The organism is Ornithinibacter aureus, from assembly GCF_009858245.1.
GTDB lineage: Bacteria > Actinomycetota > Actinomycetes > Actinomycetales > Dermatophilaceae > Fodinibacter > Fodinibacter aureus.
The window spans coordinates 2,926,325-2,946,194 of record NZ_VMSB01000001.1; the positions used below are offsets into that span (position 1 = coordinate 2,926,325).

General features: G+C 65.7%; 16 protein-coding genes and 4 pseudogenes. 8 read left to right on the top strand and 12 right to left on the bottom strand.

Annotation, left to right across the window (positions count from 1 at the left end; translation table 11 throughout):
* Positions 1-105 precede the first annotated feature (105 nt).
* Positions 106-1,524 carry an IS1380 family transposase gene (locus C8E84_RS13925; RefSeq protein ID WP_159903023.1) on the bottom strand — a complete coding sequence of 473 codons (1,419 nt, stop codon included), beginning with the start codon at positions 1,522-1,524 and terminating at the stop codon, positions 106-108.
* 18 nt (positions 1,525-1,542) lie between these two features.
* Here C8E84_RS13925 and C8E84_RS13930 point away from each other — a divergent pair, with 18 nt between their 5' ends.
* From C8E84_RS13930 to C8E84_RS13940, 3 genes are read left to right on the top strand one after another with little or no spacing between them, the layout of a single operon-like run.
* On the top strand, positions 1,543-2,004 hold the full coding sequence (locus C8E84_RS13930; protein WP_159903025.1) for a hypothetical protein: 462 nt from the start codon (positions 1,543-1,545) through the stop codon (positions 2,002-2,004).
* Complete coding sequence (locus C8E84_RS13935; RefSeq protein WP_159903027.1) at positions 1,994-2,359, top strand: hypothetical protein; 366 nt, start codon at positions 1,994-1,996, stop codon at positions 2,357-2,359. The genes C8E84_RS13930 and C8E84_RS13935 overlap by 11 nt, the downstream gene beginning before the upstream one ends.
* 46 nt (positions 2,360-2,405) lie before the next feature.
* On the top strand, positions 2,406-3,206 hold the full coding sequence (locus tag C8E84_RS13940) for a hypothetical protein (protein ID WP_159903029.1): 801 nt from the start codon (positions 2,406-2,408) through the stop codon (positions 3,204-3,206).
* 533 nt (positions 3,207-3,739) lie between these two features.
* Here the strand turns inward: C8E84_RS13940 and C8E84_RS13945 are convergent.
* Positions 3,740-4,264 (bottom strand): hypothetical protein, encoded by a 525-nt coding sequence (locus tag C8E84_RS13945; RefSeq protein ID WP_159903031.1) that lies wholly within the window; start codon positions 4,262-4,264, stop codon positions 3,740-3,742.
* A gap of 294 nt (positions 4,265-4,558) precedes the next feature.
* On the opposite strand from C8E84_RS13945, the gene C8E84_RS13950 reads away from it, so the two are divergent.
* Complete coding sequence (locus C8E84_RS13950; protein WP_159903033.1) at positions 4,559-6,130, top strand: IS1634 family transposase; 1,572 nt, start codon at positions 4,559-4,561, stop codon at positions 6,128-6,130.
* A 417-nt stretch (positions 6,131-6,547) separates the two neighbouring features.
* On the opposite strand, the gene C8E84_RS13955 is transcribed toward C8E84_RS13950, so the two are convergent.
* The 6 genes and pseudogenes from C8E84_RS13955 to C8E84_RS18195 form a co-directional block, all read right to left on the bottom strand.
* Positions 6,548-7,216, bottom strand: a complete 669-nt coding sequence (locus C8E84_RS13955; RefSeq protein WP_159903035.1) for a hypothetical protein — start codon at positions 7,214-7,216, stop codon at positions 6,548-6,550.
* A complete protein-coding gene (locus C8E84_RS13960; protein ID WP_159903037.1) occupies positions 7,213-8,526 on the bottom strand; it encodes an ISL3 family transposase in 1,314 nt (437 codons plus the stop codon). Before C8E84_RS13960 ends, C8E84_RS13955 begins: the two co-directional genes overlap by 4 nt.
* 367 nt (positions 8,527-8,893) lie before the next feature.
* The gene (locus tag C8E84_RS13965; RefSeq protein ID WP_159903039.1) at positions 8,894-9,994 is read right to left on the bottom strand and encodes an NUDIX domain-containing protein; all 1,101 of its coding nucleotides are present in this window, start codon (positions 9,992-9,994) and stop codon (positions 8,894-8,896) included.
* Positions 9,995-10,005: 11 nt separating this feature from the next.
* Positions 10,006-11,238, bottom strand: a complete 1,233-nt coding sequence (locus tag C8E84_RS18585) for a prenyltransferase/squalene oxidase repeat-containing protein (protein WP_425495958.1) — start codon at positions 11,236-11,238, stop codon at positions 10,006-10,008.
* A 130-nt stretch (positions 11,239-11,368) separates the two neighbouring features.
* Positions 11,369-11,623, bottom strand: a pseudogene (locus C8E84_RS13975) (transposase); the annotation flags it as partial.
* Between the two features lie 82 nt (positions 11,624-11,705).
* Positions 11,706-11,894 (bottom strand): annotated as a pseudogene (locus C8E84_RS18195) (IS3 family transposase); the annotation flags it as partial.
* 49 nt (positions 11,895-11,943) lie between these two features.
* Between C8E84_RS18195 and C8E84_RS13980 the strand changes: the two are divergent.
* Positions 11,944-13,336: pseudogene (locus C8E84_RS13980) on the top strand (IS30 family transposase); the annotation flags it as partial.
* Here the strand turns inward: C8E84_RS13980 and C8E84_RS13985 are convergent.
* Positions 13,316-13,774 (bottom strand): DDE-type integrase/transposase/recombinase, encoded by a 459-nt coding sequence (locus C8E84_RS13985; RefSeq protein WP_159903043.1) that lies wholly within the window; start codon positions 13,772-13,774, stop codon positions 13,316-13,318. The pseudogene C8E84_RS13980 and the gene C8E84_RS13985 overlap by 21 nt on opposite strands.
* Before the next feature lie 125 nt (positions 13,775-13,899).
* Between C8E84_RS13985 and C8E84_RS18200 the strand changes: the two genes are divergently transcribed.
* Positions 13,900-14,499 carry a class I SAM-dependent methyltransferase gene (locus tag C8E84_RS18200; protein ID WP_159903044.1) on the top strand — a complete coding sequence of 200 codons (600 nt, stop codon included), beginning with the start codon at positions 13,900-13,902 and terminating at the stop codon, positions 14,497-14,499.
* 273 nt (positions 14,500-14,772) lie between these two features.
* Here the strand turns inward: C8E84_RS18200 and C8E84_RS18590 are convergent.
* A pseudogene (locus C8E84_RS18590) lies at positions 14,773-14,892 on the bottom strand (transposase); the annotation flags it as partial.
* A 143-nt stretch (positions 14,893-15,035) separates the two neighbouring features.
* Here C8E84_RS18590 and C8E84_RS14000 point away from each other — a divergent pair.
* Entirely contained in the window at positions 15,036-15,593 is a 558-nt protein-coding gene (locus tag C8E84_RS14000) for a helix-turn-helix domain-containing protein (protein ID WP_159903046.1), read from the top strand.
* Positions 15,594-15,611: 18 nt separating this feature from the next.
* Here C8E84_RS14000 and C8E84_RS14005 read toward each other — a convergent pair whose 3' ends face one another.
* Positions 15,612-15,821 carry a type II toxin-antitoxin system Phd/YefM family antitoxin gene (locus C8E84_RS14005; RefSeq protein ID WP_211675597.1) on the bottom strand — a complete coding sequence of 70 codons (210 nt, stop codon included), beginning with the start codon at positions 15,819-15,821 and terminating at the stop codon, positions 15,612-15,614.
* Between the two features lie 649 nt (positions 15,822-16,470).
* Between C8E84_RS14005 and C8E84_RS14010 the strand changes: the two genes are divergently transcribed.
* Positions 16,471-18,972 (top strand): glycoside hydrolase family 2 protein, encoded by a 2,502-nt coding sequence (locus C8E84_RS14010; protein WP_246196953.1) that lies wholly within the window; start codon positions 16,471-16,473, stop codon positions 18,970-18,972.
* A 69-nt stretch (positions 18,973-19,041) separates the two neighbouring features.
* Here C8E84_RS14010 and ppk2 read toward each other — a convergent pair whose 3' ends face one another.
* A complete protein-coding gene (ppk2, locus tag C8E84_RS14015; protein WP_159903047.1) occupies positions 19,042-19,845 on the bottom strand; it encodes a polyphosphate kinase 2 in 804 nt (267 codons plus the stop codon).
* Positions 19,846-19,870 lie beyond the last annotated feature (25 nt).

Genomic DNA, 19,870 nt, shown 5'->3' on the forward strand with positions numbered 1-19,870 from the left:
TTCGCTTTGGGCCGCGGCTCCGGCTTGAGGGCGTGGCTGTTGTCCTGACCTGGCTGTCAGGGTGTTCCACGTCGGTTGTTCGGTCGGGCCGGGGCGGCTGGGTGGTCAGGGATTGACCGGTTCTGGTGGGCCGCAGTTCTGGGTGAACAGGCGGGTCCACGCTTCCTGCCAGGGCCAGGCGGTCGGTAGGTGCAGGGTGACCCGTCGGGCCGAGGACGCCACCCGGGCGGGGACGGTGATCAGCTTGCGGCGGATGGTGGCGGTGGTGGCTCTGGCGAGGTCGGCGCTGGCGATGGTGGCTGCGGTGCGGGTGAGGTTGAACGCGATGACGGCCAGCACGAGCCAGGCGGCGTTGGCGGTGAACTTGCCTGAGGGCAGGTGCGCCAGGGCGGAGTTCTTGAGGTCGGCGTGGACCTGCTCGATGATCGCGTGTCCGCGGTGGGTCTTATCCGCGGCGACGGTGTCCAGGTCGGTGGGGTCGGTGGTGGTGAAGAAGGCGTGGAAGCGCCAGGTGTCGAACAGGGTGCCCTGCCCGGTTGCCTTCTTCTTCTCGGCGTTGACGTCGGGGATGCGGCGCACCACCAGGCGCCCGGGAACCTGATCGGCCGCCTTCTTGGAGGAGAACGCGGTGAAGGGCACCTCGGCGACCTCAGCCCGCGACACCCAGGTGCCGCTGACCTCGTCGAAGACGGCGTCGGTGTACTCGATCGGGGTCCACGCGTGTTCGCTGATGGTGGTGATCGCGGCCTTGACCTTGGGGTCCAGGCGTACGGTGACCGACACCTGCGCCCCGGCGCGAACCGCGGCACCGACGGTGGGCGCCCCGTAGAACGCCGAGTCCGCCCGCAGCAACGGCTTGCCCTGACCGGGGTGCAACGTGCGCACGGTCTTGAGCGCGTCAGCGACCAACCGTTTGGCTCCGCGCGGGGACCCGCACGACCCTTTCCGCAGCCGCTGCGCCACGACCACCGGTGCCGACCCAGTGGTGGTGACCGTGGCCAGCAACGCGTTCAGCCCGCGGACCCCGGAGTAGCCGAACCCGGCACCCTGTTTGGCGTGGCCGTGCACCTGAATGATCGTGTCGTCGATATCGACCAACACCCGGCCACCGGTGCCGTCGCCGACGACCTGCGCGGCTCGCTCGCCTTGAGCTGCCAGGCGTGTGAGGAACCTCGAGGCGAGCGCGTCGAGCTGGCGGACGTGACCGAACGTGAACGAGCGCAGGAACGACCCCAACGTCGACGGCGCGTACGCCCGGGCGAAGACCCGGCCCATCCCACCGTGCCGCAGCAGCGCCATGTCATCGATGCTGTCGGCGCCAGCGACCATCCCCGCGACCAGCGAGGCGACCTTCAACCCGGCGTTGGCGCCCTTGTCACCCGGCACGCTCAGATGCTCATCCGCAAGGCGTCGCAGCCCCGCCCGATCAGCCAGGGCCAAGACCGGAACCAACCCGGCGGCCGACACAAGATTCGGGTCGTCGAAGACCGCCGAGGTCGCTGGGAGGGTGTGAGAGAGTTTCACCTACGAGATGCCCCTTGCGTGTGTGACGAACTGAAGCGTGAAGAACTCCAATTCTGTTGCCACACAGGGGCATTCTCATGTCCCGACACGCCTCCTCAGCCCACTACCACCCTGCCCATCGGTGGATCGAGGCTTAGGCGGGCACTGGAGGAATCGCTCGAGGTCGGCCGTCGGATCAGCGCCGAGCAAACGACCAATCGAACAGCGTATAGGTTCCACCTCGGCGCGTGGCTGACGGCTGCCCACAGGATCCACGGACTACTCAAGGGCGAGACAGGCCACGCCGCGACTCCCTTCATGCATGCCTTGGAGGACGTCCGGGCCGAAATGCTGGTGGCTCGAAGTGCATTGGACGAAGCGGGCTCTTGGCGGACCTACAACCGGCACGTGCTCCGATCCGTCTTAGAACCATATGCCGACGAGGCCGAGGCCATGATCGTGGCAGGCGACAACAGATTGGTGGACAAGGATGTCAAATGATCTTCCCCTGAATGAGCAGTTGGACTTGGTTCGACGCACTGTCGCCCAGACCCTCGCAGGCAAGATCGAGTGGAAGGAAACTGGGGAAGCCGGCACCTACAGAAGCGTGCGGCCCAATGCCGTCGCGGTCCTAGACCGCATCGGTACAGGCATGCACGCACGGGTACGACTCCGCTTCAGCCCTCCCGGCCAGTCCGCGTTCGACACGATCATCACGCAAGTGCTCACCGAGGGCGAGCCTTTCCGCGAAGAGCAGGACCTAGACGGTCAGTTGGAGCTCTTGTACGCGCGCGTGGACGCTCGATCAGACCGCCACCGCACATCCGCCTCGCTGTTCTTGGATGACGACGATTGAATGCTCGCGCACGCCTAGCGTGGGTGGGCTCCATAGACTTGACCGCGTGATCGAGTCGCGTCGTGACGCAGGACGCCAGGCAATGGTGGCGCTTCTGCCGTCTACATTTCGTCGGATTGACCAGCTGCAAACTCCGGTGGACAAGCGACGAGAGCCTTGGAAAGTGCAACCCGGCTCGAGTCTCTACTTGGACGACGAAGCGTCGTCGCCAGTTCAGGTCTCGCACACGGCTCAACGTCTCTTTTTAGTGGCGATTGACCACCTCACCGCCGTGCGCATCCTTTTGGCACCCAATCAAGAAGCCCCGGAACAGATCACCGGACATCTGCACATCTACGCCGACTACACACTCCTGCGCGGCGCCCTCGAGGCTTCACTCACCGCCCTTTGGCTGCTACGTCCCGCAGATCGGATGACTCGGGTGGCTCGCAGCGTTGTGTTGGCGCAACAGGACGCGTTCGATGCGGCAGTCGCAGTCCCTTCAGACGAGGATCGGGAACTTATGCGGGCGCAAGGCCGAAGTCGCGTACAGCCTGTGCTCGACCGCAACCCGGGCATGTCAAAGCCAGCCCGCGTGCCCATGACCACGATGTTGACCGAGGCCGTCGCAGGAACGAGGCGCGAAGGAGTTGTGACCATGTGGCGCCTCTGTTCTGGGATGGCCCATGCTCGCTTCTGGGCGACCCAGGTCCTGAGTTCCAACATTCGATTGAAGGTCGGTCCCGACACCTACCACTTCCGCTCGGAGGGGGACCTCAGCAACGTCGCAATGATGCTGCACGAGGCGGTTGCGATTCTGGACTCAGCTATCGGGATCTATGAAGGACGTGCCCTTCCTTCACATTGACTCCTGTTTCCTTGTATTGGCGCCCGGGGGTAGTAGCCCGAACCGCTGACTGCGGCGCGCTCGGGCGAACTGGGCGCTCGCGGCGGCGTCACCAGGCGTAGGTCCGTGGGGCTGCTCCTGGTCCGGGAAAGATCTCGTCGAGCGCTTGTATTGTTGCTGGTTCGAGGGTGGGGTTGAGGGCGTCGAGCTGGCCGATGCTTGCGGGACCGACGATGGCGGCGGAGTCACGGGGTTGCTGAGTACCCGGGCCAGGGCCACATGGGTTGGTGTGGCGCCGAGCTCTGCGCAGAGCGCCTCGTAGGTGTTCAGCTGGTCACGCATGAAGTGGGCCAGATGTGTCAGAGCACCCCTTACGAGGCCCATCGATGGTGAGGACCATCCGTCGCGAGAACCGACTTCGAAGCCCAGGTCGCATCGAGAGAACGTGAGCCGCAGCGGGACCTCGCAACAACAGCGGTCCCCATGAATGAGCGCAGTCCACCTGCGTCCTATGCCGCGCAGTGTGTGCCAGTCGCTTGGCGTTGGGACGTCCGTCAGGTCCAGCGCCGGTTGAAGGCCTCGACCAGGGCGGCGACGGCTGGCCGGAGGGCCGGAACGTCCCGGTCGTAGATGCGGCCGCGGTCGAGCCGGTCGCTGAGCTCCGCGAGAATGCCAGCCCATTCATCCACCGTCTGCGGTGCGACAGCGATGGGCGCCTCGACGATGACCCTCTGCACCTTCGTGATCGTCCGCACGACCTCCACCGGTCGGTCGACGACCTCGATGGCTGCACGTCCTGAGTCTGCGGCCCGGCGCTGCTCCCACGCGCGGTGACGGCAAGTGACGGAACACCACTTGGGGATCCGGCCGCGGCTGGGCACGGTGACCGTTGCGCCGCACCAGCCGCACTCCACCGTGCCCCCCGGGGCTCGCGGCAGCCGGCGCTCGAACTTGGGATTCGTGGTGGGTACCTGCTCCGCGGGTCGACGGCGAGGATCCTGCCGGTTCGCGGGGATGCCGTCGAGCATGGCGCGGCGTGCCGCTTGCCGTTTGGCCTGCTTCCTGAGCTTGCGTTCCATCGTCGCCTCCTGGTTGGTGTCCCTACTTCCCTACGCATGCGGGACGCCTCTTGGGGGCCACATCGCTGGAGTGTTCAGCCGGTGAATGAGTCGTCACAACGACTGGGGTGCCCGCCGCGGATGCATGAGGTGTGCGGGCCACGACAACGTTCGGATTCGTCGGGTAGGAACATCGGCCGTTCGGCCCGACTCGTGCCACTTGACGGATAGGGCGCGACGCTAGCGGCAAAGGTGCTGGTCAGGGCCTCGGTCGTGGTCGGGATGACACACCCCGGGGTCGGTAGTGTCGGGCTCGTGGTGTTCGTGCGGAAGTCCCCGGGTCGCACTGGGAGCACCAAGGTTCAAATCGCGGAGCGTCGTGCCGGCCGGGATGTCGTCCTTGAGCACGTGGGCACGGCCCGCAGCGAGGGCGAGTTGGCGGTGCTGATGGCTGAGGCCCGTCGACGACTGCGGCCCGGGCAGGAAGCGTTCGACCTGGACGGGGTGGGCCTGGAGCAGGAAGGCCTGCCGCAGCGGCCCGGAGTGATCACGGGCAAGCGGTCCGTGGTGCTCTGGCAGGTCCTGTCGAGCGTGTACGCGCGGCTGGGGTTCGACGTGGTGGGCGACGAGGCGTTCAAGCAGCTGGTGCTCGCCCGTATCGTGGAGCCCACGAGCAAGGCCGACTCGCTGCGGGTGCTCGACGAGCTCGGGGTGGTGCACGGGTCGCTGCGCACGATGTTCCGCTCCCTGGCCCGCGCCCAGGAGCGCGGCTACCGCGACACGGTCGCGTCCGCGTGCTTCGCCCACGCCTCCACCAGCGGGGACGTCTCGCTGTGCCTGTACGACGTGACCACGTTGTACTTCGAGGCCGAACACGAGGACGAGCTGCGCAAGGTCGGCTACTCCAAGGAACGCCGCGTGGACCCGCAGATCATTGTCGGGCTGCTGGTGGACCGGGTCGGGTTCCCGTTGGAGATCGGCTGCTGGGAGGGCAACAAGGCTGAGACGACCACGATGCTCCCGATCATCCGCCAGTTCCAGGAGCGGCACAGCATTCAGGCCATGGTCGTGGTCGCTGATGCGGGGATGCTGTCCGCGGGCAACCTCAAGGACCTGCACGAGGCGGGGCTGCGGTTCATCGTCGGCTCCCGGGCCACCAAGGCCCCGGCTGACCTGGCCTCGCACTTTCGCTGGCACGGGGACGCGTTCACCGACGGTCAGGTCATCGACACGATCACCCCACGGGTGGCCACCACCACCGCCCGCGGTGTCAACGACGAGCAGAAACGGGCCGAGCCGGTGTGGGACCCGGCCGTGCACGAACGCTCGTGGCGGGCGGTGTGGTCGTACTCGGCCAAACGCGCCGCCAGGGACGCCAAGACCCTGACCCTGCAGGAGAACCGCGCCAAAGCCGTGATCGCCGGGGAGAAGGCCGCCCGCACCCCGCGGTTCGTGACCGTCAAGAACGGCTCACGCAGCCTGGACGAGACCTCACTGGCCAGAGCGCGTCGCGTGGTCGGGCTCAAGGGTTACGTCACGAACATCCCCGCGACGCTGATGCCCGCCGGTGAAGTCATCGCCAGCTACCACGAGCTGTGGCACGTCGAAGCGTCGTTCCGGATGAGCAAGAGCGACCTACGCGCCCGCCCGATCTTCCACCACACCCGCGACGCGATCGAGGCCCACCTCACCATCGTGTTCGCCGCGCTGGCCGTCGCCCGCTACCTGCAGGACACCACGGGGATGAGCATCAAGAAGATCGTCAACACCCTGCGGCCGCTGCAACACGTCACCGTCCGCATCGCCGGCCATGAACACCTCGCCCACGACCCGCTCACCCCAACGGCAGAAACGATCCTCGACGCACTCGACCTCCGCGCTCAGTGACACACCCCGGTGGCACGAGTCGGGTCAGTGACACACCCCGGTGGCACGAGTCGGGGGGTAGGAACATCGGCCGTTCGGGGAGGCTCGGTCGGGGCGCAGGTCCCAGCGCGGAACACCTCCAACAACTGCGACGGGGCAGACTGAGACGAGGCCATCGGTGAGATCTCCTTCGGTGAGTGCTTGGCCGTACACACCAAGAATCTCGCCGATGACCCCACTCACTTCAGAGCCACACCGCTACCCCTAAGCCCCTCCACGGGACTCATACCCCGCCGCGTCAGTGGCGTGCGTGCTTGCGCCCACTTGGGGCTACGTCCCAGCGCCTACTGCACGCCCACCCGGCACCCTCTTGAGCGTCCAGCCCCGCAGGCGCCACACGGGGAAGTCAAGACCCTGAACGGCCCTTTGGGTTGTACGCTACAAAATCCCTCGATTAACGAGGATCTCAAAAGCCATGCGATCACCTAGGCCCCATCGGTTCTCGTCAGAGAAACCAGTCACGGACGTCACATAATCACCAGCATAAGAAAGCGCCTGGCCATACTGGTTCAAACCGATTCGACCCTGCACTAAAACCCCAACAAATTCGGCTGACACACGGCGTGCCGCTTCCGCAAGGTTTTCGAGAGTACACACTTCTGGGAGCGCGAAGGATGCCTGCAGCGTTTCATACTCAGAGATCACCAGGTCCGGCTTCCCGCCGATTGCAGATTCCACGAAATCGAAATCCCCAACCTGCTCAAAGAATGCGTGGGGCACCAGGTCAACCATGAAGAATGCACCAGATCGCCGCGCCTCCCGGTAGATGGCTTGACTGGCCTTCCTACATGTCGGGCGGTCGAGCCCCAGCCAATATCCGGACAACAAAACGGCGCGGACTTCACCGCCACCAATTCGTTCGCACGCGGAGGCAATTAGTTCATCAGTCGAGCCTACGGCGCCAGCTGCCTTTGGGCGCAGCAACAGCCGCTCCCCCCCTTGCATGAAATAGATCATGACCGAAGTTAATGTCTCTCGATCCTCTACCGTCCAGACCAACTCCGTAGAAATCCCCAGGTGAGCAAGTTCCTCGACAATCCGGCTCATCCCAATCGAGGGTGTAGGAGTTGGGGTCTGAAGCCGCCGGATTCGAGGAGGCATCTGGCGATGTAGTTGGTGAGGTTGCGGAACCCGAGGGCTGATCCGCGTAGGTGCTCGAGGCGACCGTTGATGGCTTCGGTGGGTCCGTTGCTGGTGCCGGGGCGGTCGAAGTAGGCCAGGACATCAGCGGCTCGGGTCTTCAGGGTCCGGCCGAGTTTGGTGACCTCGACCAGCGCGGTGGGGACGCCGGTGCTGACGGAGTCGATGAGCTTGACCATCAGCTCACGTCCTGTCGCGCGGTCTTCGTGCCGGTAGGCGGCGATCATTCTCTGGTAGATGCCCCAGGTCGCCTCGACCTGCACGTGCTCGTCTGGCGTGAACAGGGCGGTGAGCCGCTCGGCCTGTGTGTCGGTGAGCAGGTCAGCGCCGGTGTGCAGGGTCCGCCGGGCCCGGTAGAGCGGGTCGCTCTTGCGGCCGCGGTGGCCGTGCAGGTCTTGTTGGACGCGGCGCCGGCAGGTGTCCAGGGCGTCCCCGGCCAAGCGCACGACGTGAAAGGGATCCATGACGGTGACCGCGTCGGGTAGTTCCTCGGCGGTGGCGGTCTTGAACCCGGTGAACCCGTCCATCGCGACCACCTCCACAGCGTCACGCCACGCTTGGGGGCGGTGCGCGAGCCAGGTCTTGAACGCCGCCTTGGAGCGGCCCTCGACCATGTCGAGCAGCCGGGCTGGACCGGTGCCGTCACGGATCCCGGTGAGGTCGATGATCACGGTGACGTACTTGTCGCCCGTGCGGGTGTGGCGCCACACGTGCTCGTCGACGCCGATCGCGGTGACGCCGTCGAAGCGTCCCGGGTCGTCGATCAGGGCCCGTTTGCCCTCGGCCAGGACGGCGTTGTTGGCGGTGTTCCACGCGACCGCGAGTCCTTCGGCGACCCGCGCCACCGTGAGGTGTTTGAGCACGATCGCCTCCAGTGCCCACCGCAGCCCCTGACGTGACAACTTCGCCCGCGGCTCCGCCGCGGCGGTGGTGTCTTGGCGCCACACGTGGCCGCAGTGCGCACACCGGTACCGACGGACCGTCACCACCAGCGTGGTCGGGCGCCACCCGAACGGTTCGTGCGCCAACACCCTGGTAACCGTGTCCCGCGGTGCGCCCTCGCACCCACACCGCCGGCACCACTGATCAGGCTCGACCACCCGGCACGCGATCACCGCACGGTCACGCTCCACCCGCTGCCCCACCGCCTCGAGGCCGAGCTCGTCAAGGCGGGCGAACGTGGTCAGGTCAGGGCTGGTGAAGGTAGCGTCAGGCACGTCGAGGTCTTCCAGGTGGGCAGCGTCAGAACTTCCATCCTGCGAAGGCCTCGACGCCTATCCCCGCACCGACGCGCCGACCACGGCGAAGTCAGGCCCTACACCCTCGATTGGGAAGAGCCGACAATCCTCTGCCCCGCTAGATCATCTCCAACTGCACTAAAGGGAATGGGCCGAACATTCGGCACTTCAAGGGCAGCCACCGCAGCAGCTAAGGCCGTGCCGCCCGCATGATCCTTCCGCGTTGAAGCGAAACTGAGACTGTGGTCCCGCGGCCAACTGACTATCCGTGGACCATCGACAAGAAAGGAACTATCTAGCACCAAATCGCCCATAAGCAGCACCTGTGGGACACTTCTCTTGATGCTCATTCTCGACCACCATGGCGATGCCCCAACTTCCAAGAGGCGTGGAGGGCAGTTATAGAATCGGTGGGAATCCTTCCAAGAAGGACAGTGTCGCTCCAGTTCCAGAACTCCGTGCCCAAGAAGCCCGAGATTCTCCGCCGCAGAACCTGAGACGGAGCGGAGCCGAGTCGCACGTTGACGCGACCCTCTACAATTAAGAGGTAGTCCGTTCCGGGAGGTACCGCGTCGCTGGCAGATTCGAGGCTGTCGTATTCACGCCAGCCGCTGAGATCCTCCGCCAAACCCATCAGGGATGCCTCGAGTGGCAGCACGTGCAGATGCGCATGGCTGATCCCGCACCCTTGGTCGGAGACACATGCGCCGTGCTCAAACGCAATCGCTCGCTTTCCATAAATGGCTTGAAGCCTTGCACTGCAATATTCGAGGATTCCCTCTAGGTCCACTAAGTGGGATCGGGGCCCAGAAAACAGTCCCTTCGTATGCTCTCGTGACACAATTAGCAAGTGGCCGGGGGTCAAGGGGGCGACGTCGCTGACCGCAACATAGAAGGCACTCTCACAAAGAACCTCAGAGGGTAGCTGGGCTTGATCCATAGAGGTTCGTATCGGCGCGTCAGGGCTCTCATCTAGTACTTGACATAGGACACATTCAGAGAATTTCTGCTCCTTCTCACCTCTCGGAATAAGGGCCATCGAACGCGCAATCGCGACACGCGAGTTCTCGTCTATTGATTCAGGAAGTGCGCTGATCTGGAACCATCGATTTTCACCGAGCCTCTCAGATGCGTCCCGGTATCTTAGAGACAATTGCCCATGCCACTGGATGGCATCTCGCGCCAAAGCCAATACACTTTCTCCGTCATCGGTACTGAAGGCCCAGACATGTACAGGTTTTCCTGAGATGGCGTTTATGCCAACCTCTTCCAGAATTTCACGACTGAACGCCTCATCAAGAGTTTCGCCTTCCTGTAGTCGACCGCCGGGAAGTTCCCACCTTAGGGTGCCACCCGAATCGTCAAGGCGCTCTACCAACAACACCTCGTGGCGACCGCGGAATATCATCGCCTTTTGAGCAAATTGAACTCTTGCGTTGACGCTCAAAATCTTCTCCTTCAGTCCCCTCGTTCTGGCGACGAGTCAATTTGAATGGCCAGCAGAAGGATCGGCAGGATGACACTCAGGACCGTCTGAGGTAGGTCTATGCTGCCTTGGCGCCAAAGGAGAATGAAGGTGAGGATCCATCCGAAACACGCAACCTGTATTAGGCGCCTCTTCCACTGCCTGCCGGGTCGCAATGAGGACAGAGCCAACAGCCACAGGCTTGTGATCGACCCGGTGTAGGTGGCGATGGCCCGTTGGCTCCAGGTCGCCTTCCGTCCAGTGCCGATCCAGCGCTCGATTCTTGCGGCGGCCTGAGCTCTCGGAACCAAGGTCCATAGGCAGGACATCGAGTTCCCGTTGTCGGACCGCGTCCACCAGCTTTGGGAGGCCTCGCTCTCCCATCGTGAGGCGACACTTAAGACCTTGTGAGGTAGCCGTAGGGTCCCGCCCTCTGTGAGAGCGAGCACAATCTCGGCTTCTGTGTCAAAGATATTGGTGATCCGATGATACGGGTCGCCGATGTGGAAGTCGTAACTCTCATGCCGTATTCCCTCCCGCCCGGGCCTCCAGTTCTCTTCGATATATTTGACGCCCTCTTGAGCCGAATGGGAGTTGGGGCCTTCGACCACAAAAAGTGCACGAACGGCCATTGCAGTATGTGCCAGGCCCCCATCCTTGTCGGGTGTTTCACCCCAAGAACCGTCTTGCCGCTTGGACTGTTTCAGCCAGAGCGCCCCTTTGGCGACCGTCTCTGCCGAAACGTTTGTGGATCCTGCGAGTGCTCTGAGTGCGAGTGCCGTCGTGTAGGTCCTGGGTTGATTAGTCTTGTCAGACCCCCAGCCGCCAGATTGGTGTTGCTGGGCGGCCAGCCAAGACTCGGCCTCAAGAACGGCTTGGAGACTGCCTGAATGATCACAGTATCGAAGGGCCATCAAGGCTGGAGCGGTTCCCTCCACGCTCGGTGCATTGGAAACGGCGAGCACATGCCAGCCCGCCTGTGCGTGCCGGGCCCTTAGCAGTGAGTTCACGAGTTCGTTCTGATTGAACTCTGCGATCTGTCCAACCTCTCGCAGAAAGGTCATCGGGATGGCAGTTCCAGGTGCGCCAATTCGGCCAGACTCGAACCGTCCATGCCAGCCTGCGCGATCGCCAAGAGGGTCAGCGACGCGAGTTTGAGTCTCAGCAAGTTGCCTTACTGCGCCATCAACGATCCTGTGCATGCCTGACTGCGAAACGTTCCTCATAGCAGGAACATACAAGAGCAAAGCTCACGGCACGTCCAGTTCCCCAGGGGTACAGGCTGATCTCTGGGGACTGTCCGACCAACGGTGTTCTGGCGTTCATCTTGTTAGAGGTTCTCGACGGTCGGCGAGGGGTGACGGCGAACGCGTTCAGGGCCGGGCTTTCACCTCATGGTCCAGCGTGCCTGCCCGGTGCCCTTGGGGTCCATCCCGCGGGCGACCAGGTACAGCGTCTTCAGGGAGGGCTGCTCGGTCGGGATGTGGCCCCAGGCCCCGACCGCCCTGCGGTAGCGGGCGTTGAGGCACTTGATCGCGTTCGTGCAGAGCAACGCCCGGCGGATCTCGACGTCGTGCGCGAGAAAGGCCCGAACTCTTCCCAGGCGGCGCGCGGCAGCTTGGGGATGGGCGGGTAGGGCATGCTCCATTTCGCCCCAGAGGGGACCCCATTCGAGTTCCTCGCACGCCGCCCAGACCCATGTGAGGACTTCGAACTCGACGTGCTCCAGTGATCGCAAGGGCCCGAGGTGGCGGATGACTTCGGTCTTGAAGAGCCGGTTGAGGGCCTCGGCGCTGGCACTGTCATACGAGTCGCCCTTGGATCCGACAGAGGCAACGATCCCGAGCTCCTCGAGGCGTTCGGTGTAGCGAATCGCGAGGTATTAGGCGGATTCAATCGGTCGTCGCACCACCTCTATCGGGAGGTGTGGGATGGGTCGTTCACAGGGATGGTCGCAGCGGGTCACGGGGAGGCCGTCGGTGCGGTCGCCGGGGCGTCCAGGGGTCGCGCGTCGGGAGGTTCTTGCGGCCTTCTGGGATGAGGTCGGCCTCGGCGCCTCTACTGAGGAGGCGGCGGCTGCTGTCGGTGTGTCGCCGGCGGTGGGGACGCGGTGGTTTCGCCAGTGTGGCGGCATGCGCAACGTGCCTTCGTCCCCGGTGTCGGGCCGCTACCTGTCGTTTGCCGAGCGTGAGGAGATCTCCTTGCTGCAGGCCGCCGGTGAGGGGGTGCGCGCGATCGCTCGGGCGATCGGTCGGGATCCGTCGACGATCTCGCGCGAGCTGCGCCGTAACGCCGGGACTCGTTCGGGCACGGTGGCGTACAAGGCGTCCACCGCCCAGTGGTAAAGCGCTACGGTCCTCGGCCCGTCCCAAGGAGTCCAAGCTGGCGTGCAACGAGCGGCTGCGGCAGTACGTCCAGGATCGGTTGAGCGGGGCCATCGCCCGCCCCGACGGGAACCTGGCTGCTGGTCCGACGGTCCGGTGGAAGGGACGCCGCCACGGACGTCGAGCGGATCGCCGGTGCGCCAGGGCGTGGAGCCCAACGCAGATCGCGAACCGGTGCAAGATCGACTTCCCCGACGACCCGACCATGCGGATCGCCACGAGGCCATCTATCAGGCGCTGCTCATCCACGGCCGAGGTGGCCTGTCCCGGGAACTGACCGCGTGCCTACGAACGGGCCGGGCCCTGCGCGTGCCCCGGGCACGTCGCCGCCGTGCAGGGAGGCACTTCATCACCGAGGAGGTGAAGATCGGGAACCGGCCCGTGGAGGTCGATGACCGTGAACAGGCCGGGCACTGGGAAGGGGATCTGATCATCGGGTTGGACAAGTCGGCGATCGGGACGCTGGTGGAGCGGACCACCCGGTACACGATGCTGCTGCACCTGCCCCGGATGGAGGAGTTCGCCACCGCGCAGCGCTTCAAGAACGGCCCTCCCGTGGCCGGGCACGGCGCCCAGGCGGTCCGTCAGGCCATCACCACGGCGATGCAGCGCTGGCCCGTGCACCTGCGGCGCACGCTGACCTGGGACCAGGGCGCGGAGATGGCCCAGCACGCCGAGCTCACCCTGGAGTCCGGCATCAAGGTCTTCTTCTGTGACCCGCGCTCCCCGTGGCAACGCGGAACCGACGAGAACACCAACGGGGTGCTACGCCAGTACTTCCCCAAAGGCACCGACCTGTGCCGGCACCCCAATCGACGACCTCGAGGCTGTCGCCGCCGCCTTGAACGACCGCCCCCGCAAGATCCTGGGATGGCGCACTCCCGCCGAGGCCATGAGCACGCCACTTTCCCAGCAGAACTCAAGCAGTGTTGCGACGACCCTTGAACCTGCGTTGAACTCCACGGTCCGAGTGATGGATCAGCCCGGTGAGGTCGTGCCCGTGCTGTTGGCGGGTCCAGATGCCCTGCTCGAGGGCGTCGAGCGCGAGGTCGGTGGGTAGCGAGGACGAGACCCGCCAGCCGGCGATCCGCCGCGAGTACAGGTCCAGCACGAACGCGACGTACACGAACCCCACCCAGGTGGGGACGTAGGTGATGTCGGCGACCCAGCGAGTGTTGGGTGCCGCGGCGGAGAAGCCCCGGCTCAACGCGTCTTCGAGGCGGTGGTCGACGGCAGGGGTCGTGGGACGCGGCTTCTTGTGATCGCCGGCGACAGCTCCTCGAAGGCCCGGCACCTTCATCCGACGGGCCACGGCGCACCGCGCCACCGGCGAGTAATTGCGGTTGGTCGGCTCGCTGTACTTCCTTGGTGCAGGCATGGCTCCAGCCTCCCTGAAGAGGTCACGACCCTCCACCAAACCCGGGGCGGTTCAATTGTCAAGTAGCCGCGACGTGACCTACTTGGCCAGGGCCCCGATCCCAACAAAGAGGTAGGGTTCCTACGGTGAGCGTCTTGGAGCAGAGGCTGAAAGCGTTTTATGCCGCCGAGATGATGGATCGCGCGGGCCGGATGCTTAGTCTCGAACGCACGACTCGGGTCGATGCTTTTGTGCAGGGACTGCGCGCAGTTCGAGCGCAGCTCGTCCTCGAGGTCGGGTGCGGTGCCGGGCGCGACGGGGTCATTTTGCGCCAGAGCGGATGCGCATACGTAGGCGTCGATTTCTCGCCAGTCGCTGTCCGCACGTGCCGTGACAGGAAGCTCAACGCGGTCGTGGCATCGGCAACCGAGGTTCCCTTTGCTGACGACTCCTTCGATGCTGCGTGGTCGATGAGTACCTTGATGCACCTACCCGGAGATGGCTTCTCAAAGGCGATCCGAGAGCTTGGTCGCGTGGTGCGGTGTGGCGGCGTCGTCGAGATTGGGGTGTGGGGCCACTTTCGCAACCGAGAGTGGACCAGCCCGGACGGGCGCTACTTCATCCACCGATCGGACGATCAAGTGCAAAGCGACGTAAAAGCTCTTGGCGAAGTCGTTGCCTTTGACACATGGAGCTGGTCTCCTGACGGTGGGCACTACCAATGGGTTCGGGTCATCACGCGATAGTTCGTGGCGAGACCAACTTTTGTTCCCTGAAGTGGTTCGTTTAAGCCGGAACGCCGCTTCAAAACGTATCGGGTCGTTAATCCGGACATTCGTGTAGGTTCGCTCCATGCGAGGTCGAAATCCTCGCTGCGGCTCATATATACGTTGTCCTGGGGGAACGGCTACATGAGCTCGGAGCCCTAAGCTGGCTGTTCGAATTTCCGCGGGCGGCCGTGGCAATGCTGCGTCTTGTCGTGCTCGTGTGAGCGAGATGGTTGGGAGTATTCGGCGCTGGTAGTTCCCGAGGTTGCGGAAGCCGCAGGCGACGCGCCTGGTGTTCTTGATGATCCGGTTGAAGCCTTCGGTCCAGGCGTTGGTGACCTTGAGGGCAAGTGCGACGTGGATGGCCGGCACCAGGTCTCGGTGGTGGTGGCGAGCCGGGTGGTCTCGGGCATGTCCGCTCTGGCGGCGTCCCGGTAGAACTCTCGTATAGGCGGTGACGGATCTGGTGCTCGTCGGGGCACTTAGAAATCACCGAATATGGGTACTCTCGTTTGATGGCCACGACCGACCAGCGCCGTGCGCGACTGCAGTCGCTGATCGACGCTGCGGGCATGACAGGTACCCAGGCCGCCTTCGCGATCGGACGCACTCCGTCCCGGCTCGGGGACTACCTCGCCGGGCGCACGGTCCCCTCGGCTCTGGTTCTCCTCGATCTCGAGGAAGCCGCAGAGCAGGCGTCCAAGCGCACCTGGATGCGGGCGGCCGACGTGGTCGATGCCGTCGGGGACCACGCCGATACAGACCCGATCTTGGCGATGCGGATGCTGCTCCAGGGCCGGGACCAGTCGCTCGCGCTCAACACGCCGGCCAGGCAGGCCATCTGGGCCACTGGGTCCCCGAGCCGTGGGCTGACCGGCCCGTGGAAGACGCTCACCTACCAACTGCTGAGGGACAGTGCGTGTGCCGGGCGACCGATCCCCAGGTGGCTCGTCGCCCCAACTCCGTTGGAACGGTCGTGGGCGCCCTTGCCGGTTCGCGAGGACCGGCCGCTGCACCAAGGGCTTGCCAAGCTTGGCGTTCTCGTCAACGAGCGCGACCTTCTCACCGTCTGAGCTCGTAGCTGCTTTCGCTCACGACCTCAGGGCGCGAACGGCATCGACTCCGCGGACGACATCACTGGCTGCGAACGCGGCATCCGATTCGCGTATGTCCGGTAAGGCTTGAGGGTCGCTGAGGACCGCCAGCGTCTCTTCGAGCTCGGCGAGGTCTTCGGGGCTGAGGATGACGGCCACCGCGCGGCCGTCGCGGGTGACGGTGACGCGCTCGCGTCGTTGCTCCACGCGGCGATGACGTCGCTGAGGTTGTTGCGTACCTCGTCAAGCGGTTCGACGGCCATGGACACCAGTGTGCCGTCCGCGGCGGTTCGCCCTGCGGTCAGAAGCCAGGTCGCCCGTCTGGGCACAACGCCTTGGGCGTGCCGGACAGGTCCCGTATCGTCGAAGGAGGAGCCGAGCGGGGCGCATGAAAGTTCCTAGTGAGTTCCCAGAGGGCCAGGACGTTGTCGCACGACACAGGTGTACATTGATGGACATCACCGTCGCACGGCTGTCGCACGAGGCCATTTTCGGCGCCAAGATTTCGCATCGTCGCAGGTCAGGACGGGGGAGGAACGAAATCCCACACTCCTTGTAAACAGGGGGTTGAGGGTTCGAGTCCCTTCGCCAGCTCTCGTCTCAGTGGTTGCAGCCGTCGGCGGTCAGGGCGGCCAGTCGAGGAGTCGTAACACGCCGACGAATTCGGGCGATCCCGGGCATGTCTCGACTCCTCGATGTGAGCCTGCGGGCCCACGACGCTGACCGCATCCGCGGCGTTGATCTGGCGGGCCGTCCGGATGGCGCGCTCGAGCTGGTGACCCGTCGGCACCCAGCCCGCCCCTTCGGGACGTGAGCGCCGCGAACGCTGTCGCCAGCGCCGAGTAGCGTCGCCGCCATGACCTGGGGATCGCACGGCGGAGACGGAGGCGAGGGCATGGGCGTGCTGCGGGGGCTCGACCGCGGGTGGACGGTGCGTGCGATGGCCGGCCCGGTGCCCGCCCACCTCACCGGTGCACTCGTCGATGGCTGCGTGCAGGCCACCGTGCCCGGGGTGGTCCACCTCGACCTGCTCGCGGCCGGGTTGATCCCCGACCCGCACCTCGACCTCAACGAGTCGCTGCTCACCTGGATCGGCCTGGTCGACTGGGCGTACTCGACGACGGTGGAGGTGAGTCCCGACGAGCTCGCCGGGGCGCAGCGCCACGAGATCGTCTTCTCCGGGCTCGACACCGTCGCCACGGTCGTGCTGAACGGGCACGTCATCGCCGAGGTCGCGAACCAGCACTGCACCCACCGACTCGACGTCACCGGCATCCTCACCGAGGGCGACAACCTGCTCGAGGTGCGCTTGCGCAGCCCGGTGAAGTACGCGAACGCCCAGAGCCTGACCTACGGCGCGCGCCCCGGCCCGTACCCGATGCCGTTCGAGGCGATCCGCAAGTCGGCGTGCAGCTTCGGGTGGGACTGGGGGCCGGCGACGTTCACGAGCGGCATCTGGCGCCCGGTGCACCTGGAGTCGTGGAGCGGGGCGCGGTTCGACGAGGTGCTCGTGCGCGCGGATGCCGTGGGCGACGGTGGTTGCGTCGAGGTCGTGGCTCGCGTCGCGTCGACCTCGGATGCCGTTCGCACGGTGACCGTGTCCGTCGCCGGGGCGTGCGCGTCGGCAACGATCGCCGCCGGCGAGAGCGGGGCGACGGCATCCGTGGAGTGCGCGACGGTCGACCGCTGGTGGCCGACGGGGCACGGCGACCAGCCCCTGTACGACGTGGAGGTCGAGCTGGTCGGCGACGGTGCGGTGCTCGACCGCGTCCGGCGGCGGGTGGGCTTTCGCACGCTGCGCTGGGACACCACGCCGGATGCCGCGGGCACCCCCTTCCAGCTCGTCGTCAACGACCGCGCGATCCTGGTCAAAGGGGTCAACTGGATCCCGGACGACTCCTTCCCGGTGCGCGTGGACCGAGCCCGCTATTCCGAGCGCCTCACCCAGGCCAGGGCAGCGAACGCCAACCTCGTGCGGGTGTGGGGCGGCGGGATCTACGAGTCCGACAGCTTCTACGACCTGTGCGACGAGCTGGGCCTGCTGACCTGGCAGGACTTCCTCTTCGCGTGCGCGGCCTACCCGGAGGAGGAGCCCCTGCGGTCCGAGGTCGAGGCCGAGGCGCGGCAGAACGTGGCCCGGCTCGCGCACCACACCTCGTTGGCGCTGCTCACCGGCAACAATGAGAACCTGTGGGGTTACGAGGACTGGGGATGGAAGGAGCGGCTCGACGGCCGCACCTGGGGTGCGCACTACTACGACGAGCTGCTCCCGGCCGTCGTCGCCGAGGTCGCGCCGCACGTGCCGTACGCCCCGGGCAGTCCCTTCAGCCCGGGCGGGCAGCACCCGAACGACCCGAGCCACGGCACCACCCACCTGTGGGAGCAGTGGAACTCCTTGGACTGGGTGACCTACCGGGACGTCACCCCGCGGTTCGTCGCGGAGTTCGGCTGGCAGGGGCCCCCGACCTGGTCGACCCTCACCGCCGCGATCAGCGACGACCCGCTCACCCCCGAGTCGCCCGGCATGCTCGCCCACCAGAAGGCCGTCGACGGCAATGCCAAGCTCGTCGGAGGGCTCGTGCGCCACCACCGGGTGCCCGACGACATGCAGACCTGGCACTGGGCCATGCAGCTGAACCAAGCCAACGCCATCACCTGTGCCCTCGGCTGGTTCCGCTCCCTGGCGCCCTCGTGCTCTGGCGCCGTCGTCTGGCAGCTCAACGACTGCTGGCCGGTCACGTCGTGGGCGGCGATCGACGGAAGCGGCCGTGAGAAGCCGCTGTACTTCGCCCTGCAGAACGCGTTCGCGCCACGGGTGGTGTCGGTCCAGCCCCGGGGTGGCCGTCTGGTGGCCTCGCTCGGCAACGACACGGACGTGCCGTGGGAGGGCTCGCTCACGTGTCGGCGGTTGCGGTTCGACGGCACGCAGTGTGGATCGCACGAGGCTGCGGTGACCGTGCCCGCCCGTGGGTCGGTGACCATCGACCTCCCCGCGGTGGTCGCGAAAGCCGCCGACCCGGCATCCGAGGTGGTGGTCGTCGAGGCCCTCGGGACGCGAGGCTCCTGGTTCTTCTGCGAGCCGCGGGACAGTGCGCTTCCTCCCGCGGCTCTCGAGGTGAGCGTGGCCGCGACGGATGCCGGGTTAGACGTCTCCGTGACCGCACGGACGCTCGTGCGAGACCTGACCCTGCTGATCGACAAGGTCGATCCTTCCGCTCGGGTCGACCGTGGGCTGGTCACGCTGCTGCCGGGGGAGTCGGCCACCTTCCGGGTGACGGGGGTTGGCTCACTGGACGTGGGCGCGATGTGCGCGCCCGGCATCCTGCGCTGTGGAAACGAGCTGATGAACCCGACGTGATCCGAGGGCCCGGGTCGGGGATCACGGTCGTGCAGGACCGACTGGCGACCTTCGGCGTGCCGGCCCCGCTCAGCCCTCGAGGGTGGCCGAGAAGTCGGGCACCGCCTGCTGGAGCGAGCGGTCGGGGCGCACGTACCCCTTCGACGGTGGCCGCGGCGGGAGCTCGACCAACGGCGCCTCGACGGGCTCGTAGGGCACCTGGGAGAGCAGGTGGGCGATCATGTTGAGCCGCGAGCGACGCTTGTCCTCGCTCTCGACGACCCACCAAGGCGCGGCCGCGATGTCGGTGTGCACCATCATCTCGTCCTTGGCCCGCGAGTAGTCCTCCCAGTGGGTGATCGACTCGACGTCGGTCGTCGACAGCTTCCAGCGGCGCATGGGGTCGGTGAGGCGGGACTCGAAGCGGCGCTGCTGCTCGGCATCGCTCACTGAGAACCAGTACTTGAGCAGCCGGATGCCGTCCTCGACGAACATGCGCTCGACGATGGGGCACTGGCGCAGGAAGCGCTGGTGCTCCTGGGGGGTGCAGTACCCGAGCACGCGCTCGACGCCGGCGCGGTTGTACCAGCTGCGGTCGAACAGCACGATCTCACCGGCGGCCGGCAGGTGCTCGATGTACCGCTGGAAGTACCACTGGGTGCGTTGGCGCTCGGTCGGTGTGGGCAGCGCGACGACCCGCGCCGAGCGGGGGTTGAGGTACTCGGTGACCCGCTTGATGGCCGATCCCTTACCGGCGGCGTCACGGCCCTCGAAGACGATCACGACGCGCTCACCCTCGCGCTTGACCCACTCCTGCATCGTCACCAGCTCGGCCTGGAGCCGGACGAGCTCGGCCTCGTAGACGGCCTTCTTCAGTCGCGCGTTCTTCGCCATCGCGCCATCGTGGCAGACCCGGCCG

Excerpts from the sequence above, each read along its gene's own strand:
- C8E84_RS13955 (WP_159903035.1), bottom strand. The coding sequence starts at position 7,216 with ATGAGCCGGATTGTCGAGGAACTTGCTCACCTGGGGATTTCTACGGAG.
- C8E84_RS14000 (WP_159903046.1), top strand. The coding sequence starts at position 15,036 with ATGGCCACGACCGACCAGCGCCGTGCGCGACTGCAGTCGCTGATCGAC.
- C8E84_RS13985 (WP_159903043.1), bottom strand. The coding sequence starts at position 13,774 with ATGCCTGCACCAAGGAAGTACAGCGAGCCGACCAACCGCAATTACTCG.
- C8E84_RS13935 (WP_159903027.1), top strand. The coding sequence starts at position 1,994 with ATGTCAAATGATCTTCCCCTGAATGAGCAGTTGGACTTGGTTCGACGC.
- C8E84_RS18585 (WP_425495958.1), bottom strand. The coding sequence starts at position 11,238 with ATGAGGAACGTTTCGCAGTCAGGCATGCACAGGATCGTTGATGGCGCA.
- C8E84_RS14010 (WP_246196953.1), top strand. The coding sequence starts at position 16,471 with ATGACCTGGGGATCGCACGGCGGAGACGGAGGCGAGGGCATGGGCGTG.
- C8E84_RS13945 (WP_159903031.1), bottom strand. The coding sequence starts at position 4,264 with ATGGAACGCAAGCTCAGGAAGCAGGCCAAACGGCAAGCGGCACGCCGC.
- ppk2 (WP_159903047.1), bottom strand. The coding sequence starts at position 19,845 with ATGGCGAAGAACGCGCGACTGAAGAAGGCCGTCTACGAGGCCGAGCTC.